This window comes from Actinocorallia longicatena (assembly GCF_039534125.1).
GTDB lineage: Bacteria > Actinomycetota > Actinomycetes > Streptosporangiales > Streptosporangiaceae > Actinocorallia > Actinocorallia longicatena.
In genome coordinates, this window is sequence record NZ_BAAAUV010000003.1 from 183,985 (window position 1) to 200,685 (window position 16,701).

A 16,701-nucleotide genomic window follows, 5' to 3' on the forward strand; every position below is an offset into this window, starting at 1 on the left:
CATGGCTGAGTACAGGTACGGACCGTATCGCGAGGGGCCGGACCCGCTCGCCCCTCCCTATGACGTCCGCGAGGCCCTCGACCAGGTCGGCGAGGAGGTGCTCAACGGCACCGGCGTCGCGGAGGCCCTGCGCGACCTGCTCCGCCGCGGCCTCGGCGGCACCCGTCCCCGGCAGGGCCTCGACGACCTGCTCCGGCAGGTCCGCGAGCGCCGCGCCGAGCTCCGCGACCGCGGCCGCCTCGACGGCACCCTCGAGGAGGCCCGCGCCCTGCTCGACACCGCCATCGGCCAGGAGCGCGCCGAGCTGTTCCCCGACCCGTCCGACGACGCCAGGATCCGCGAGGCCGAACTCGACACCCTGCCCTCCGACACCGCCCGCGCCATCCGCTCGCTCCGCGACTACCAGTGGCGCTCCGACGCCGCCCGCCAGACGTTCGACCGGCTGCGGAGCCTGCTCCGCGAGGAGATCCTCGACGCCCAGTTCGAGGGACTCAAGCAGGCGATGCGCGGCGGCGACCCCGAGACGATGGCGCGCGTCAAGGACATGATGGCCGCGCTCAACGCCATGCTGGAGGCCGACGCCCGCGGCGAGCACCGCCAGGAGGACTTCGACGAGTTCATGCAGGACTTCGGGGACTTCTTCCCCGACGGCCCGCGCACCCTGGAGGAGCTCGTCGACTCCCTCGCCCGCCGGTCGGCCGCCATGCAGCGGCTGCTGAACTCCCTCAGCGACGAGCAGCGCGCCGAGCTGTCGGCGCTGATGGCCGAGGCGATGCAGGACGCCGGGCTGGAGCTGGAGATGTCCCGGCTGGGATCGGCGCTGCGCGGGCGCCGTCCCGACCTCGACTGGTTCGGCGGCGAGCGGATGAGCGGCGAGGACCCGATGGGCATGAGCGACGCCACCGGGGCGCTCGCCGATCTGGCCGACCTGTCCGATCTGGAGTCGGCGCTGGCCCAGAACTATCCCGGTGCCCGCCTCGACGACGTCGACGAGGAGGCCGTCCGGCGGGCGCTGGGCCGGCAGGCCGTCGACGACCTGAGCGAGCTGCGCCGGATCGAGGCCGAACTCGAACGGCAGGGCTACCTGCGGCGCAAGGGCGGGCGGCTGGAGCTCACGCCCAAGGCCGTCCGGCGGCTCGGCGAGACCGCGCTGCGCCGGGTCTTCGCCGACCTGAAGAGCGGCCCGCGCGGCGACCACGCCCAGCGCGACGCCGGTCAGGCCGGCGAGCTCACCGGCACCTCCCGTGAGTGGCGGTTCGGCGACGAGCAGCCCCTCGACGTGGTCCGCACGGTCTCCAACGCCGTCATGAGGGACCCCTCCCGCGTCCGGCTGACCCCCGACGATTTCGAGATCCAGGAAACGGAGCGACGCACCGCCGCGGCGGTGTGCCTGCTCGTCGACCTGTCCTACTCGATGGTGCTGCGCAACACCTGGGCCGTCGCCAAGCAGACGGCCCTGGCCCTGCACTCGCTGGTCAGCACCCAGTACCCGCAGGACGCGATCCAGATCATCGGATTCTCCAACTACGCGCGCGTCCTGCATCCCACCGAGATGGCGTCGCTCGACTGGGACGCCGTCCAGGGCACCAATCTGCATCACGCGCTGCTGCTGGCCGGACGCCATCTCGACAGCCATCCCGACTTCGAGCCCATCGTCCTGGTCGTGACCGACGGTGAGCCGACCGCGCACCTCAGGCACGACGGCCGTTCCCTGTTCGACTATCCGCCCGCCCCCGAGACCCTCGTCCTGACCTTCGCCGAGGTCGACAAGATGACGCGCCGCAAAGCCACGCTCAACGTCTTCATGCTGGCCGAGGACCGCAGGCTCGTGTCGTTCGTGGAGGAGGTCGCGCGCCGCAACGGAGGCCGGGTCTTCTCCCCCGATCCGGCGCGTCTCGGCGAATACGTGGTGAGCGACTATCTGCGGGCGCGCCGCGAGTCCTGAGCCGGGAGCCACCGGGCGGGCCTTTCGGCGTTAGGGTCTGGGCATGTCGACTGCCGATCGTCTGCTGCTGATCCTGCACATCGGGTTCGCGATCTTCGCGCTGGGCCCGCTGACCGCCGTCCTGCACTCCACTCCCCGTTACATCAGGGAGGGCAACGCGACCGTCCTGCGCTTCCTCTCGCGGACCACCCAGATCTACGCCGGGGCCTCGCTCGGCGTCCTGCTGTTCGGGCTGTTCCTGGCCAGCGGGAAGTTCGACCAGGTGTGGCTGTCGGCCTCGATGACGCTCTACATCGTCTCGCTCGTCCTGCTGGTGATCGTCGAGCGCGACCAGCGCAAGTGCCTGTCGGCGATCGAGGCGTCCACCGCCGAGGTCCCCGCCGCCCCCGCCACCGAGACCAAGGACAAGACCGCGCCCGCCGCCGCCCCCGACATGACGGCCCACCTCGCGCGGATCTCGTCCCTGTCGGGCATCATCACCCTGCTGTGGATCATCATCCTGATCCTCATGGTGTGGCACTAGGCCGCTGAGCGCGCCGGGGTCACTTGGCGCGGGCGGCGATCCACCTGATGAGCTGGTTGAAGACCTTCTTGCTGGTCAGCATCTGGGTGCCGTGCTTCTTGCCGGGGACCGACACGACCGTGACGGGCACCCCGGCCTTCTTCAGCTCGTCCCGCAGGGCGACGCTGTGGTCGGGCCCGACGAAGTCCTTGGTGGAGTGGAACAGCAGCATCGGGGCGTCGCCCTTGCCGGCGTGCTCGGCCGGGGTGGCGTCGGTGAGCTGGGGCCAGCAGTCGGGGTCGTGCCAGACGGGCGTGCAGCCGAGGAGCTGGACGACCGACTGCCTCAGCCGCCGCGTGTAGGTGTCGGCCCCGGCCTTGCCGCCCTGGAGGTAGCCGAGCAGCGGGTCGTCGACGGGCGACAGCGCCACGACGCCCCGCACCTTGGCCGCGCCCTTGCCGTAGACCCCGAGCATGGTCGCGAGCTGCCCGCCCGCCGAGGCGCCCACCACGATGACGCGCGCCGGGTTGATCCCGTACTTCTTGGCGTTCCCGCGGATGTTCGCCAGCGCCGCCACGACGTCCTGCCGCTGCGCGGGCCACGGGTCCTGCTGGCTGAGCCGGTACCCGGTGGAGAACACCACGTAGCCGCGGCGCGCGAGGTTCTGCGCGAAGCCCTTGTTGTCGAGCCGGCTGCCGCCCCACCAGTACCCGCCGTGGATCAGCAGGATCGCGGGCCGCTTCTTGCCCTTGCCGGCGGAGTAGACGGCGATCTTCTGTTCGCTGCCCTTGCCGAACGCGACGGTCCTGGTCTCGACCTTCTTCTGTGCGGCGGCCGCCGTCGCGGGAACGGCACAGAGCCCGGACACGCAGACGATTCCCACAACAAGGGCCAAGATCGGCCGTAGCACGCGCATGGGGCAGCAGCCTAGTGGCTACCGGTCAGTCAAGAGCGGTTTCGAGATCGGCAATGAGATCGTTCACGTCCTCGATGCCCACCGACAGCCGGACGAGGTCCGCGGGGACCTCCAGCGGCGATCCCGCGGCCGAGGCGTGCGTCATCCGTCCGGGGTGCTCGATCAGCGACTCGACGCCGCCGAGCGACTCGCCGAGGGTGAACAGCTGCGTCGCCTCGCAGACGCGCACCGCCTCCTCCTCCGACCGCATCCGGAAGGAGATCATGCCGCCGAACCGCTTCATCTGCTTGGCGGCGACCTCGTGGCCCGGGTGCTCGGGCAGGCCCGGGTAGAGCACCGAGGCGACCTTCGGGTGGCGGGTCAGCAGGTCGGCGATCCGCTCGGCGTTGGCGCAGTGCCGGTCCATCCGGACGCCGAGCGTCTTGATGCCGCGCAGCGTCAGGAACGCGTCGAACGGGCCGCAGACCGCGCCCATCGCGTTCTGGTTGTAGGCCAGCCGCTCGCCGAGCTCGGCGTCGGCGGTGACCAGGGCTCCGCCGACGACGTCGGAGTGGCCGCCCATGTACTTGGTGGTGGAGTGGACGACGATGTCGGCGCCGAGGCTCAGCGGCTGCTGGAGGTAGGAGGAGGCGAAGGTGTTGTCGACGATGAGCTTGGCGCCCGCGGTGTGCGCGACCTGGGCGAGCGCGGCGATGTCGGCGATGTTGAGCAGCGGGTTGGTGGGCGTCTCGACCCACACCGCGACGGTCTCGGGCCGGATCGCGGCCCGTACCGCGGCGACGTCCTGGAGCGGGACGGGCGTGTACTCCACCCCCCACTCCTCGTAGACGCGCGCGAAGAGGCGGTAGGTGCCGCCGTAGGCGTCGTTCGGGATGACGACGTGCGAGCCGGGCCTGCAGAGCGTCCTCAGGACCGTGTCCTCGGCCGCGAGACCCGAGGCGAAGGCCATGCCCCTGCGGCCGCCCTCGACGGCTGCCAGGCACTCCTCGAGCGCCGTCCGGGTGGGGTTTCCGGACCGGCTGTACTCGTAGCCGTTGCGGAGCCCGCCGATGCCGTCCTGTTTGTACGTGGACGTCGCGTAGATCGGCGGAACCACGGCCCCGGTGCTCGGATCCGGCTCCTGACCGGCGTGGATGGCGAGGGTCTCGAATCCCTGGTTGCTCATGCTCACCAGGCTACGCGTTCCTCCTCCTGACGTAGTGGAACCTCCCCCGCAGGTACCAGAAGGGATTTAGACACCAGGGAGGTTAAAGGGAGCGTATGCCCGGCCCTACCCTTGTTCAAAAGATGTCAGTGACCGGCGAATGAAAGAGACACACCATGTTCGGACGGCTCGGATCCGCCGTCGTCAAGCACCCGGTGGTGACGCTCGTGACGTGGATCGTCGCGGCGATCCTCATCATGGCCTTGTCGCCCAGCCTCAACACCGAGGCCGACCAGGGCGAGTTCCTGCCCTCCAAATACGAGTCCGTCCAGGCCATGAAGGTCGCCGAGCAGGCGTTCCCCCAGAAGGAGGACACCTCCGCCCTCATCGTGGTCAAGCGGACCGACGGCGCCCCGCTGACCGAGGACGACGTCGCCAAGGTGACCGCCGTCGCGGGGGCGCTGCCCAAGCCGCCGAGTGTCACCGGGATCCTCACCGGCCCGCAGGCGGTCGCCCCCAACAAGGCCATCCAGATCATCTCCGTCCCGATGCAGGGCCAGGACCAGACCGCTCAGACGCAGCAGAGTGACGCGGTCAAGAAGATCCGTGAGGCGCTGCCCGGCCAGCTCAAGGGCTCCGGCCTGGAGGCCAAGGTCGGCGGCGACGTCGCGGGCTTCGTCGACAACGAGGACTCCTTCAACAAGTCCTTCGCGATCGTCGGCATCGCGACCGCGGTGCTGATCATCGTCCTGATCCTGCTGATCTTCCGGGCGCCGCTCGCCGCGCTGCTGCCCATCGTCGTGATCGTCTTCACGATCGGCGTCGCCAACGGGCTCGTCGGTGCCGCGTCGCACCTGTTCGGGTACTCCGGTGACGACTCGCTGGGCATCATCATCTCCATCGTGCTCTTCGGCATCGGCGCCGACTACTACCTGTTCCTGATGTTCCGCTACCGGGAGCTCCTGCGCGCCGGCGACGACTCCAAGACGGCGATGATCACCGCGGTGGAGAAGGTCGGCGAGGTCATCTCCTCGGCCGCCGCCGCCGTGGCCGCCGCCTTCCTGGTGCTGCTGCTGGCGACCTTCGGCGTCTTCACCGCCTGGGGCCCGTCGCTGGCCATCGCGGTCGTCACGATGGCCGTCACCTCGCTGACCGTCTTCCCCGCCCTGGTGTCCCTGCTGGGCACCGCGGTCTTCTGGCCGTCCAAGGCCTGGAAGACCCAGCCCGAGGCGAAGCTGTCGCGCGGTCTCGGCGACTTCATCGGCAAGCGCCCGATCGCGGCCGTGATCGGCTCGCTCGTCGTGCTCGTGGCGCTCGCCCTGGGCGCCCCGAGCTTCAAGGCCGACTACGACTTCCAGGCCGGGTTCCCGCAGGACACCGAGTCGGCGCAGGCCACCAAGGACCTTCAGAAGGGCTTCCCGCCCGGTCTCACCACCCCGGTGCAGATCTACCTGAAGAGCAAGAACGGCCAGGCCCTCACCCAGGCCCAGCTCGACGAGTTCAGCGCCAAGGCCAAGTCGGTCCCCGGCGTGGGCGCCGTCCAGCCGGCCGTGCCGGGCCAGAAGACCCAGGCCATCGCCCGGGTCGACCTGCTGCTCAAGAACAACCCGGTCTCCAACGAGTCGATCACCCTGGTGAAGGGGCCGCTCCGGGAGGCCGTGCACGCCGCGGCGCCGCAGGGCGTCACCGTCTACGTCGGCGGCAACACCGCGATCTTCGCCGACATCAACAACGTCAACAACCGCGACCTCTCGGTGATCCTTCCGGTGGCCGCGCTGCTCATCGCCCTGATCCTGGCGCTCCAGCTCCGCAGCCTGGTGGCCCCGCTCTACCTCGTCCCCGCGGTCCTCCTGGGCTTCGCGGCGACGATCGGCGCGGCCGTGTACATCTTCCAGGGCGCGGAGGGCAAGGAGGGCCTGGTCTTCCAGCTACCGATCATGATCTATCTGTTCGTGCTGGCGATCGGCACCGACTACAACATCCTGATCACCGCCCGGCTCCGTGAGGAGGCCAAGGAGGGTCACGCGCCCAGGAAGGCCGCCTCGCTGGCCGTCCAGCACGGCGGGCCGACCATCATGGCGGCGGGCGTCCTGCTCGCGGGCACCTTCGCGGTGCTCGGCCTGGCGCCGGTCTCCATCCTCCAGCAGCTGGGCTTCGGCGTGGCCGTCGGCATCATGCTCAGCGCGTTCGTGATGGCCGTCTTCCTCGTGCCCGGCATCACCGCGCTGCTGGGCAACAAGGCCTGGTGGCCCGGGCACGGCGGGGACCCCACGTCCCCCGCCGCACCCGAGAAGGAACTCGTCTCCTAGGTCGCAGCGAGGAACGCCAGGACGTCCTGGCGGGTGAGGAGGCCGGTGGGCTTGCCGTCGTCGAGGACGACCAGCGCGCCGGCCTTCTCCATCTCGCCGACGGCCCGCGAGACGGGTTCGCCGGCACCGATCATCGGCAGCGGAGGAGACATGTGGCCCGACAGTTCGTCACCGAGGGTGGCACGGCCCTTGACCAGGGCGTCGAGGAGTTCACGCTCGCCGATCGAGCCGACGACCTCGGCCGCCATGACCGGCGGCTCCTCCTTCATGACCGGGAGCTGGGAGACCTCGAACTCGCGCATCATCTCGATGGCCTGGCCGACCGTCTCGTGCGGGTGGGCGTGCACGAACTCCGGGAGCTGGCCGCCCTTGCGGGCCAGCACGTCGGAGACCTTGGCCTCGTCGGTGCCCGCGGCCAGGAAGCCGTAGTCGCGCATCCACTCGTCGTTGAAGATCTTGGACAGGTAGCCGCGGCCGCCGTCCGGCAGCAGCACGACCACGACGGCGTCGGGCCCGGCCCTCTCCGCGACGCGCAGCGCCGCCACGACGGCCATCCCGCAGGAGCCGCCGACCAGCAGGCCCTCCTCGCGGGCGAGACGGCGGGTCATCGCGAAGGAGTCCTTGTCGGAGACCGCGATGATCTCGTCGCAGATGTCGCGGTCGTAGGTGTCCGGCCAGATGTCCTCGCCGACCCCCTCGACCAGGTACGGACGCCCCGTGCCGCCGGAGTAGACCGAGCCCTCGGGGTCCGCGCCGATGATCTTCACCCGGCCGCCGCTGACCTCCTTGAGGTAGCGCCCGGTGCCCGAGATGGTGCCGCCGGTGCCGACCCCCGCCACGAAGTGCGTGATCTTCCCCTCGGTCTGCTCCCACAGCTCGGGACCGGTGCTCTCGTAGTGGGAGCGCGGGTTCTCGGGGTTGGCGTACTGGTCGGGCTTCCACGCCCCGGGGGTCTCGCGGGCCAGCCGGTCGGAGACGGAGTAGTAGGAGTCGGGGTGCTCGGGCGAGACGGCGGTCGGGCAGACCACGACCTCGGCACCGTAGGCCCGCATCACGTTGACCTTGTCCATCGCGACCTTGTCCGGCACGACGAAGACGCACTTGTAGCCGCGTTCCTGGGCGACGATGGCCAGGCCCACGCCGGTGTTGCCGGAGGTCGGTTCCACGATCACGCCGCCGGGCCTGAGCGCGCCGGAGGCCTCGGCCGCGTCGATCATGCGGACGGCGATGCGGTCCTTCACCGACCCGCCCGGGTTGAAGTACTCGACCTTGGCGATCACCTGGGCGTTCAGCCCGTTGGTGACCTTCCGCAGTCGGACGAGCGGGGTGTTACCCATCAGTGAGACCAGTGAGTCATGTACCTGCACCGGGACGTCCTTGTCTTTGTGCGCCGTCAAAACCGGGAACGACTATCTGTGTTTCATATCCGTTTCGCCCGGTGTTTCCACAGGTGCGGAAACCTGACGAGCGGATACATTCCCATTCGACACTAACCCAGCTAGGGAGTGGTGAGCCAACAGATGTTGAGGGCGTTGACAACCCGCCGCATCGTCACTGCGGCGGCATTCGGGGGCGGCGGCCTGACGGCGCTGGGCGGACTCACCTTCGGCCTTCTGGTGGTCGAAGCCAAGCTCGCCCGAAAGATAATCAAAGGCTCGGCCAACCTGGTCCCGCCGGTCACTGACGGTGTCTACGGGGCCCACCTGCCGGGCGAACCGATCTCCTTCGTGGTCCTGGGCGACTCCACGGCCGCCGGGATCGGCGTGGACGAGGCCGACGAGACCATGGCCGGGATGCTCGCGGCCGGGCTGTCGGCCACCGCGGGACGTCCCGTGCGGCTGACGAACGTCGCCCTGTCCGGGTCGCGCACCGAGATGATGCTCGCCCAGGTCCCGGCGGCGCTCAAGGCCAGGCCCGAGGCCGCGGTGATCATGATCGGGGCGAACGACGTCACCGCCCGGGTCGCCGCGGGCGAGTCGGTCCGGTTCCTGGAGCAGGTCGTGACCCGGCTGCGCGAGGCGGGCAGCGAGGTGGTCGTCGGCACCTGCCCCGACCTCGGCTCGGTCAAGCCGCTCATGCAGCCGCTGCGCTGGATCGCCCAGCGGACCTCCCGCCAGCTCGCGGCCGCCCAGACCGTGGTCGTGGTGCGTGCCGGGGGACGTTCGGTGTCGCTCGGCGACCTCCTCGGCCGGGATTTCTCCCGCGAACCGGCCGAATACTTCTCCGCCGATCGCTACCATCCGTCTGCGAGAGGTTACGCAGCGGCAGCCGCCGCGGTGCTACCGTCTCTCTCAGCCGCACTGGGACTCGAACCCGATTCCGAGGCCAAGTACGGCGAAGGAGTCCTGCCCATCTATCTCGCGGCCGCCTCGGCCGCCGAGAAGCCCGGCACCGAGGTGACGGGAGGCGCGGGCGGCCCACGCTTCAAGAACGGCTGGGCCACCCTGCTGCGCCGGGGCGGCTCCCACCGCATCGAACCCGATGGTAAGGGCCTGCCGGAGGTAGCACCCGGTCTGGCCTGACCGACCGACACGTCCTCCCCCGAGGGCGTGACCCCTGGAGCCCCCTCATGCCTTCTGCCGCCCACAAGCGACTACTCTCCGCGCTCGTTCCGGCACTACTCGTCGCCGGATGCTCCAGCGGGCCCGGCAAGGACGACGCCCGGGCGGCCGTGGGCTGGGCCGACACCGCGGTCAACGCCGTCAGCAAGCCCGTGACCGGAGGCGGCGTCACCGCGGTCACCGGCTACAAGGCCGACGGCACCCTCGAGACCGCCGTCTACGACGTGACCAGCGGCAAGCGCCTGTGGGCCCAGCCCGCGACCATGGTCGGCCGGCTGACCGGGATGGGCGTGCAGCCGCCGGCCGTCACCGACTCGCTGGTCGTCGCGCTGGAGCCGCAGAAGACCGGCAAGTGGAATGCCACGCTCGTCGCCCGCGACGCCAAGACCGGCACCCAGCAGTGGACCCGGCCGGTCGACTCGACCTTCGGCCCCGTCCGCTGCGGCGTGAACGTCTGCATGTCGGAGTTCACCGCCCGCAAGAACGCCCGCTTCGTCGCCCTCGACGGCGCCACGGGCGAGCAGCTCTGGAAGATCCCCGGCATCGCCGAGGTCGAGCACGCCGACGCCGACCAGGTGGTCGTCTTCCGGATGGCCAAGCACCCGACGCTGGAGTCGCGGGCCGCCGCCACGGGCAAGGGCCGGTGGACCTACCCGGTCGAGAAGGCCGTCGGAACGGGCGTGAACCTCTCGGGCGGCTGGTCGTTCGGCAGGTCGGGCGATCTGATGCTCGGCTATGTCGCGCCCTACCAGGCCAAGAAGGGCAAGAAGCTGTCGGCGTACGGCTTCTTCGCCGTCCGGCTCGCCACAGGCGCCCGCGTGTGGGCGCGGCCCAAGCTGCTGCGCGTCTACCCCTCGGCCAGCCCCGCCGTCTCCCTGATCACCCGCCAGATGCTCCCGAACGGCGGCTACGGCGGCTTCGCCCAGCTCGACCCGGCCACGGGGCGGACGACCGTCGAGGTACCGGCCGTCACTCCCCCGAAGGACGCCGCGTGGTGGCTGTCCTTCCCCGCCGACCTCTCCTCGATCGGCTTCCTGTCGCGCGACCGCGCCGGCACCGCCTTCGACCTGAAGAGCGCCAAGCCCGCGGACGTCAAGGAACTGCGCACCTGGTCGTTCTGCACGGTCGACCCGGCCGAACTGAAGATCAAGGGCCAGCCCGCCGGCTTCTACCCCGTCGCCGCGCTCTGCCCCTACGACCTGGCCGCCGGCAGGCGCTCCACCAAGATCGGCCCGCCGCCGTCCTGGTACACCGGTTCGGTCGACGGCTGGCGGGTCTGGCGCGACGAGAAGGGCGCCCTGCACGGACTCAAGGACGCCAAGGGAACTTCTCCGGGCATGTACGGATCTTAGAGACATGACCTGACCTGCCGTTTTCCCCAAGCCCGTGGCGGGCACCGCGTCTGGAGGGGGTCCGGGCGCGGTGCCCGCCACGCCTCTTTCTAGAATCTGGTCCTAGAATGGTCTCGGACCTACCCGCCGGTAGTTTCGCTCGGCCCGGAGAGAGGAAACCCCATGCCCGAGGCAGTCATCGTCGCAACCGCTCGGTCCCCCATCGGCCGCGCGTTCAAGGGGTCGCTCAAGGACCTCCGCTCCGACGAGCTCACCGCTTCGATGATCCAGGCGGCGCTGAACAAGGTGCCGCAGCTCGACCCGAACACCATCGACGACCTCCTGCTGGGCTGCGGCCTGCCGGGCGGGCGCCAGGGCTACAACATGGCCCGCGTCGTCGCGGTCCTGCTGGGCCTCGACACCGTGCCCGGCGCCACCATCACCCGCTACTGCTCCTCCTCGCTCCAGACCACCCGCATGGCGCTCCACGCCATCAAGGCTGGCGAGGCCGACGTGATCGTGTCCGCGGGCGTGGAGATGGTGTCGGGCTTCGCCTTCGGCTCGTCCGACGGCCTGCCGAACACCATGAACGAGAAGTTCGAGGCCGCCAAGGAGCGCACCGGCAAGCTCGCCGAGGGCGGTCAGGACTGGACCGACCCGCGCGAGGACGGTGAGCTGCCCGACGTCTACATCGCGATGGGCCAGACCGCCGAGAACGTCGCCCGGCTCAAGGGCGTCTCCCGTCAGCGGCAGGACGAGTTCGGCGTCCGCTCCCAGAACCTGGCCGAGAAGGGCTACGAGAACGGCTTCTGGGCCAAGGACATCACCCCGGTCACCCTCGCCGACGGCACCGTGGTCAGCAAGGACGACGGCCCCCGCGCCGGCACCACCTACGAGGCCGTCTCGCAGCTCAAGCCGGTCTTCCGCCCCGACGGCACCATCACGGCCGGCAACTGCTGCCCGCTGAACGACGGTGCGGCCGCGGTCGTCGTCATGAGCGACACCAAGGCCGCCGAGCTGGGCATCACCCCGCTCGCGCGGATCGTCAGCACCGGCGTCTCCGGCCTCTCGCCGGAGATCATGGGCCTCGGCCCGGTCGAGGCCACCAAGAAGGCCCTCGCCCTGGCGGGCATGACCATCGGCGACATCGACCTCGCCGAGATCAACGAGGCGTTCGCCGCGCAGGTCCTGCCCTCGGCCGACGAGCTGGGCATCGACCTCGACAAGCTGAACGTCAACGGCGGCGCCATCGCGGTCGGCCACCCGTTCGGCATGACCGGCGCCCGCCTGACCTCCACGCTGATCAACGGCCTCCAGTTCCACGACAAGCAGTTCGGCCTGGAGACCATGTGCGTCGGCGGCGGCCAGGGCATGGCGATGATCCTCGAGCGCCTGAGCTAGCCCCGGTCTCCGGCTTCGGAGATCAACGATCACGTACGGCCCCCCGGCGCAACCGGGGGGCCGTAACAATTTGGTGGCGGACAGGGGCTTGCCAGGCGACGTGCGGTGTTGCACAGTCACAGGAAGTACTCACGCGAGCCGGAGGCGCCAATGTCAATGAGCCACTCACCGGAGATGCACAGCAAGCTGATCGCGAGAATCCCCCAGGTCACGGGACGTGACCTCCCCGAGTGGTTCAGGACCATCGAGAACGGGCCCTCCCTCATCCGCACGGACGAGCGGGCCAGCTGGCTGGCCGACGACGCCGGGATCTCACGCGGTTACGCCGTCGCCCTCGTTCACGAGCACGAGCTCCACCGCCGCCGCTGCCGGGGCTGACCTCCGCGTCAGCACGGGCATCAGCGCCAGAACCCCCACGGCGGCCGCGACGCCGCCGATCGCACTGCTCCACCACACGGCGGAGGGGCTGACTTGCGCATAGACCGTCGCTCCCACGGTCAGGGCCGCGAACCTGGCGAGACCCCAGGTCCACTGGAAGGCGCCCTGGTACCGGCCGCGCGCGTGCGCGGGAGCGAGGTTCGCGACCAGGGAGGCCGCGATTCCCCCGACCGCGGCCTCCCCCGCCGACCACACCAGGACGGTCAGCGCGTAGGCCCCGGCCGAGTCGGCGAGCCCGGTCAGCGCCACCCCCGCCGCGATGAGCAGGTTCGCGGCCAGGAAGACCGGAAGCTGCGGGAACCGGGCCAGCACCCCGGTCGCGACGGGCTGGAACACCACGACGACCACGGCGTTGACCATGGCCATCGCCCCGTAGACGGACGGCGGGAGCCCGTCGTCGTGAACCGCCATCGGCAGCACGCTCTCGGTGAGCGAGTAGATGAACAGCTGGAGTCCGAGCAGCGGCAGGAACAGCATCATGGCCCGGTCGCGCAGGACCACCCCGTAGCCGACGGAGCCGCCGGGGGCCCGCTCGGGAGCCCGGTCCGGCGGCAGCGCCGCGAGCAGGATCGCCGCGTAGACCAGGGCCGTCCCGGCGTCCACCGCGAACAGCAGCCAGTAGCCGTTCTCGGCGAGGAAGCCGCCGAGCACCCCGGCGGCGGCCGTCCCGAGGTTCACTCCCCAGCCGAACAGCGCGTAGCCCGCGCGCCGCCGCTCCGGCTCCACATGGTCGGCCATCAGCGCGTAGGCCGCGGGCGACACCACGGACCCGGCCGCGCTCAGCAGCAGGCCCGCCACCATGAGCAGCGGCACGCTCGGCGCGGCGAACAGCGCCCCCTGGGCCAGCGCGACGCCCACGAGCCCGGCGAGCATGGTCGCGCGCCGCCCGGTGCGGTCGGCGAGGAACCCGCCCAGGATCGGCCCGATCAGGTTGCCCGCCCCCAGCGCGCCCAGGACCAGCGGCACCTGCCCCACGGGCACGCCCTCGTCGGCGAGATAGAAGACCAGGAACGGGATCACCATGAAGCCGATCCGGTTCACGACCGTGCCGGTGAACAGGATCCAGAGGACCCGGGGCAGCCCGGCGAACTGCGCGCGCAAGGAGGTCATGCGCGAGAGCCTGCGCCCCACCGCCCCCGGACTCCATTGATTAAGCTGGGGCCGAATCCTCGACCCCCGGGAGTTCCTGATGAGGACGGCGCCGCGATGAGAACCGAGCTGGCCTTCAGCACCGCCGATCTCGCCCAGACGCGCTTCGCCGTCTCACCGCTCTGGGAGGTCGCGACCGCCTACCGGACCCTCGCCGCCGGGACCGTCAATCCGGCGCACCGCCGCTGGGCCGACCAGGTCCGTCCGCGGGTGGCCGCCGCGGGCCTCGACCGGGGGATGCTGTCGGCGCTGATCCCCCCGGGCAGCTACCTGGCCGACTTCCTGACCCCGCTGGCCGGGTCGCCCTTCCCCACCCTGGAGTCGGAGCTGGCGGCCGTCGTGGCCACCACGGAAGAGGAACTGGACCTCCAGCTCGCCTTCCTCGCCCGCGACCGTCCGCTGCCGCCGTCCGTGCGGATCCTGCGGGACGATCCGGCCGAGGGGCTGGACCGGGTGGCCGCCGAGCTGAGGGCGTTCTGGGATCTGGCCCTCGCCCCCTACTGGGCGCGGATCAGGCGGGTCCTGGAGGCCGACGTCTTCCACCGCGCCCGGACGGCCGCCGAGCACGGTCCCGCCGCCGTCCTCAACGACCTCCACGCGGCCGTCAGCTGGGACGAGGACACCCTCCGGCTGGTCAAGCGCCAGTGCGGGCTCAATCCGCGGATGGAGACCGGCGCCGGTCTCGTCCTGGTGCCGTCGGTGTTCGCCTGGCCGGGCGTCATGACCTGGTCGGTCCCGCCGTACGCGCCGCAGCTCTGCTATCCGGCCCGGGGGTCGGGCACCCTGTGGGAAATGCCGAAGAGCGCCCCTTCCGAGGCGCTCTCCGTCGTTCTGGGCAGATCCAGGGCCGCGCTCCTGGCCGAGCTGGAGACTCCCGCCTCCACCACCGACCTCGCCGCCCGCACCGGCCTGTCGGCCGCCGCGGTCTCCCAGCACCTGACGGCGCTGAGGGACGCGGGCTTCGTCACGGCCCACCGCGCCGGGCGCTCGGTCCTCTACGCGAGGACCGAGGTCTCCGACACGCTTCTCACTTAGTCACTGGAGTTGAGGATCGCCAGGAGGCGCAGGACCTCGAGGTAGATCCAGACCAGGGTGCTGGTGATCGCGAAGGCGCAGGCCCAGCTGTACTTCTCCGGCAGGCCGCCCGCGACGCCGCGCTCGATCATGTCGAAGTCGAGCAGCAGGAAGAAGCAGCCGACCAGGATCGCGACGACGCTGAAGGCGATCGCGATCGGGCCGTTCTCCCGGATGCCGATGCCGGTGTCGTTGAACAGGCCGACGACCAGGTTGACGATCATCAGGCCCATGAGGGCGATGCCCGCGGCGACCACGAAGCGGACGAACTTCGGCGTCACCCGGATGATCCGCGCCGAGTAGACCGCCAGCATCCCGGCGAAGGCCAGGGCCGTGCCGATGACCGCCTGGAAGACGATGCCGTTGTAGAAGTCGTTGTAGGCGTGGCTGATCGTGCCGACCGCCACCCCGTAGAACGCCGCGTAGGCGAGGGTCAGCGGGGCGCTGGCCTTGCCCGAGAAGCTCAGGTAGAGGCCGATGACCAGGCCGATGATCGCCGCGACGAAACCGATCCCGACCGAGAGGTCGAGGACCCAGGCGACGGTGCCCGTCACGGTCAGCAGGCCGAGGGTCATGAGGCCCTTGACGACGACGTCGTCGAGGGTCATGGTCCGGCCGGCCGGCGGGGCGTACGCCGGGGCGTTGTACATGTCGTGGAGCTGCTGCGGGGAAGGTGCCTGACCCCGCTGCGCGTCCTGTCCGATGCTGCGGAACACGGGGTTCCTGCTCTCCATCACTGCCTCCAGCAGTAGTACGTGCCGCAAGGATAGACGTTCTACCCCTCGCGATCGTTCCGTATCAGCGCAAGATCGCTTCTGTCTCGTAAAGGCCGATTCTGCCGAGCTCGCACGCCAGCGCCGTCGTGGCGAGATGGAGCAGCCAGACACGGGAAAGCCCCTGGTCATCGGGGGTCCAGGTGCGCTGGAGGTTGGCGGCCCAGGCGCGCAGGGTACGGGCGTAGTCCTCGCGGCGGGCGGTGATCTTGCGCACTTCGAGCCCGGCGGCGTCGAGGGTCTCGGTCAGGGAGCCCAGGGTCGCCAGTTCCTCGTGGGGGAAGACGTAGTCGCTCGTGAACGGCCGGCGGACCGCTCCCTGCCGGTGGACGAGCTGGCGGGCCAGCAGCCGTCCGCCGGGCTTGAGCAGGACGGCCAGCCGCGCCGCCAGCCTCGGGACGGGCTCGGTGCCCGCCGGAGCGACGATCAGGTCGTAGGGTCCGCCGCCCGGCTCGGGCACCGGGGTGACGCCCGCCGCGACACTCCCGGTGAAGGCCGTGACGCCCGTCACCTGCGCCCCCTCCGCGGCCAGCAGGGCGGCGAGCACGCCCCATCCGGCGCTGAGGTCCAGCACCTGCGCGCCGGGCTTGAGCCCCAGCCGCGCGACGAGGTCGGCGTGGTCGGCGGCCTGCGCCTCCTCCAGGTTGACCGCCCCGTCCCACAGCCCGCACCCGAACGAGCGGGACGGCCCGAGCATCCGCTCGTAGAACCCGACGGGGGTCTCCCCGAGCAGTCCGGGCCCCTGGCCGCGCTCCTCCGGCGGCGCCTTCGGCTCGGGGCCGACCGCACCGAGCGTGACGGCCGTCCTGACGATCTCCCGCTTGTCCTCGCTCGTCAGCACGATCGGCTCGTCCCCGTGCCGCAGGACGCGCTGGAGCGCCGCGAGCGCACCGACCACGTCGCCCTCGATGTCCAGCTCACCGGCCACATAGGAGCGGACGAGGCCGACCTCGCCGGGCTTCCACAGCAGCCTCCGCAGCGCCCTGCGGTCCCTGATCACGAAGATCGGGGCTCCTTCGGGGCCTGCTTCGCTGCCGTCCCAGGCGCGGACCCGCACGGGCAGGTCCGGGCCGAGGATCCGGTGCAGCAACGGTCCGAGACGTGCGGCGACACCAGCGTCTGACATGCCCCTGATCCTAAGGCGGCGGCCGGACACGG

At 70.7% G+C, this 16,701-nt stretch carries 14 protein-coding genes; 8 read left to right on the top strand and 6 right to left on the bottom strand.

Features of this window, described 5'->3' with window-relative positions:
• The first annotated feature begins 1 nt into the window (after window position 1).
• Window positions 2-1,945 (top strand): hypothetical protein, encoded by a 1,944-nt coding sequence (locus tag ABD785_RS06510; RefSeq protein WP_344823233.1) that lies wholly within the window; start codon window positions 2-4, stop codon window positions 1,943-1,945.
• Window positions 1,946-1,988: 43 nt separating this feature from the next.
• Entirely contained in the window at window positions 1,989-2,468 is a 480-nt protein-coding gene (locus ABD785_RS06515) for a hypothetical protein (protein ID WP_344823235.1), read from the top strand.
• 19 nt (window positions 2,469-2,487) lie between these two features.
• Here ABD785_RS06515 and ABD785_RS06520 read toward each other — a convergent pair whose 3' ends face one another.
• Window positions 2,488-3,315, bottom strand: a complete 828-nt coding sequence (locus ABD785_RS06520) for an alpha/beta hydrolase (RefSeq protein ID WP_344823237.1) — start codon at window positions 3,313-3,315, stop codon at window positions 2,488-2,490.
• Window positions 3,316-3,388: 73 nt separating this feature from the next.
• Window positions 3,389-4,528 carry a cystathionine gamma-synthase gene (locus ABD785_RS06525; protein ID WP_344823239.1) on the bottom strand — a complete coding sequence of 380 codons (1,140 nt, stop codon included), beginning with the start codon at window positions 4,526-4,528 and terminating at the stop codon, window positions 3,389-3,391.
• 155 nt (window positions 4,529-4,683) lie between these two features.
• Between ABD785_RS06525 and ABD785_RS06530 the strand changes: the two genes are divergently transcribed.
• The gene (locus ABD785_RS06530; protein WP_344823241.1) at window positions 4,684-6,816 is read left to right on the top strand and encodes an MMPL family transporter; all 2,133 of its coding nucleotides are present in this window, start codon (window positions 4,684-4,686) and stop codon (window positions 6,814-6,816) included.
• Here ABD785_RS06530 and ABD785_RS06535 read toward each other — a convergent pair.
• Window positions 6,813-8,183: a cystathionine beta-synthase gene (locus ABD785_RS06535; protein WP_344823243.1), complete on the bottom strand. Its 1,371-nt coding sequence runs from the start codon at window positions 8,181-8,183 to the stop codon at window positions 6,813-6,815. The genes ABD785_RS06530 and ABD785_RS06535 overlap by 4 nt on opposite strands.
• 165 nt (window positions 8,184-8,348) lie before the next feature.
• On the opposite strand from ABD785_RS06535, the gene ABD785_RS06540 reads away from it, so the two are divergent.
• The 4 genes from ABD785_RS06540 to ABD785_RS06555 all read left to right on the top strand — a co-directional run bounded on the left by ABD785_RS06540 (window position 8,349) and on the right by ABD785_RS06555 (window position 12,487).
• The gene (locus tag ABD785_RS06540) at window positions 8,349-9,338 is read left to right on the top strand and encodes an SGNH/GDSL hydrolase family protein (protein WP_344823245.1); all 990 of its coding nucleotides are present in this window, start codon (window positions 8,349-8,351) and stop codon (window positions 9,336-9,338) included.
• A gap of 47 nt (window positions 9,339-9,385) precedes the next feature.
• The gene (locus ABD785_RS06545) at window positions 9,386-10,729 is read left to right on the top strand and encodes an outer membrane protein assembly factor BamB family protein (protein WP_344823247.1); all 1,344 of its coding nucleotides are present in this window, start codon (window positions 9,386-9,388) and stop codon (window positions 10,727-10,729) included.
• A gap of 162 nt (window positions 10,730-10,891) precedes the next feature.
• A complete protein-coding gene (locus ABD785_RS06550) occupies window positions 10,892-12,109 on the top strand; it encodes an acetyl-CoA C-acetyltransferase (RefSeq protein WP_344823249.1) in 1,218 nt (405 codons plus the stop codon).
• A 156-nt stretch (window positions 12,110-12,265) separates the two neighbouring features.
• Window positions 12,266-12,487 (top strand): DUF4287 domain-containing protein, encoded by a 222-nt coding sequence (locus ABD785_RS06555; protein ID WP_425547740.1) that lies wholly within the window; start codon window positions 12,266-12,268, stop codon window positions 12,485-12,487.
• Here the strand turns inward: ABD785_RS06555 and ABD785_RS06560 are convergent.
• A complete protein-coding gene (locus ABD785_RS06560; protein ID WP_344823254.1) occupies window positions 12,422-13,657 on the bottom strand; it encodes an MFS transporter in 1,236 nt (411 codons plus the stop codon). The genes ABD785_RS06555 and ABD785_RS06560 overlap by 66 nt on opposite strands.
• A 96-nt stretch (window positions 13,658-13,753) precedes the next feature.
• On the opposite strand from ABD785_RS06560, the gene ABD785_RS06565 reads away from it, so the two are divergent.
• Window positions 13,754-14,731: an ArsR/SmtB family transcription factor gene (locus ABD785_RS06565; protein WP_344823256.1), complete on the top strand. Its 978-nt coding sequence runs from the start codon at window positions 13,754-13,756 to the stop codon at window positions 14,729-14,731.
• Here ABD785_RS06565 and ABD785_RS06570 read toward each other — a convergent pair.
• Window positions 14,728-15,504 carry a Bax inhibitor-1/YccA family protein gene (locus ABD785_RS06570; RefSeq protein WP_344823259.1) on the bottom strand — a complete coding sequence of 259 codons (777 nt, stop codon included), beginning with the start codon at window positions 15,502-15,504 and terminating at the stop codon, window positions 14,728-14,730. The genes ABD785_RS06565 and ABD785_RS06570 overlap by 4 nt on opposite strands.
• Window positions 15,505-15,568: 64 nt before the next feature.
• Window positions 15,569-16,669, bottom strand: a complete 1,101-nt coding sequence (locus tag ABD785_RS06575) for a class I SAM-dependent methyltransferase (protein WP_344823262.1) — start codon at window positions 16,667-16,669, stop codon at window positions 15,569-15,571.
• Window positions 16,670-16,701: the final 32 nt, after the last annotated feature.

Excerpts from the sequence above, each read along its gene's own strand:
- ABD785_RS06530 (WP_344823241.1), top strand. The coding sequence starts at position 4,684 with ATGTTCGGACGGCTCGGATCCGCCGTCGTCAAGCACCCGGTGGTGACG.
- ABD785_RS06570 (WP_344823259.1), bottom strand. The coding sequence starts at position 15,504 with ATGGAGAGCAGGAACCCCGTGTTCCGCAGCATCGGACAGGACGCGCAG.
- ABD785_RS06575 (WP_344823262.1), bottom strand. The coding sequence starts at position 16,669 with ATGTCAGACGCTGGTGTCGCCGCACGTCTCGGACCGTTGCTGCACCGG.
- ABD785_RS06555 (WP_425547740.1), top strand. The coding sequence starts at position 12,266 with ATGAGCCACTCACCGGAGATGCACAGCAAGCTGATCGCGAGAATCCCC.
- ABD785_RS06560 (WP_344823254.1), bottom strand. The coding sequence starts at position 13,657 with ATGACCTCCTTGCGCGCGCAGTTCGCCGGGCTGCCCCGGGTCCTCTGG.
- ABD785_RS06550 (WP_344823249.1), top strand. The coding sequence starts at position 10,892 with ATGCCCGAGGCAGTCATCGTCGCAACCGCTCGGTCCCCCATCGGCCGC.
- ABD785_RS06525 (WP_344823239.1), bottom strand. The coding sequence starts at position 4,528 with ATGAGCAACCAGGGATTCGAGACCCTCGCCATCCACGCCGGTCAGGAG.
- ABD785_RS06515 (WP_344823235.1), top strand. The coding sequence starts at position 1,989 with ATGTCGACTGCCGATCGTCTGCTGCTGATCCTGCACATCGGGTTCGCG.
- ABD785_RS06510 (WP_344823233.1), top strand. The coding sequence starts at position 2 with ATGGCTGAGTACAGGTACGGACCGTATCGCGAGGGGCCGGACCCGCTC.
- ABD785_RS06565 (WP_344823256.1), top strand. The coding sequence starts at position 13,754 with ATGAGAACCGAGCTGGCCTTCAGCACCGCCGATCTCGCCCAGACGCGC.
- ABD785_RS06545 (WP_344823247.1), top strand. The coding sequence starts at position 9,386 with ATGCCTTCTGCCGCCCACAAGCGACTACTCTCCGCGCTCGTTCCGGCA.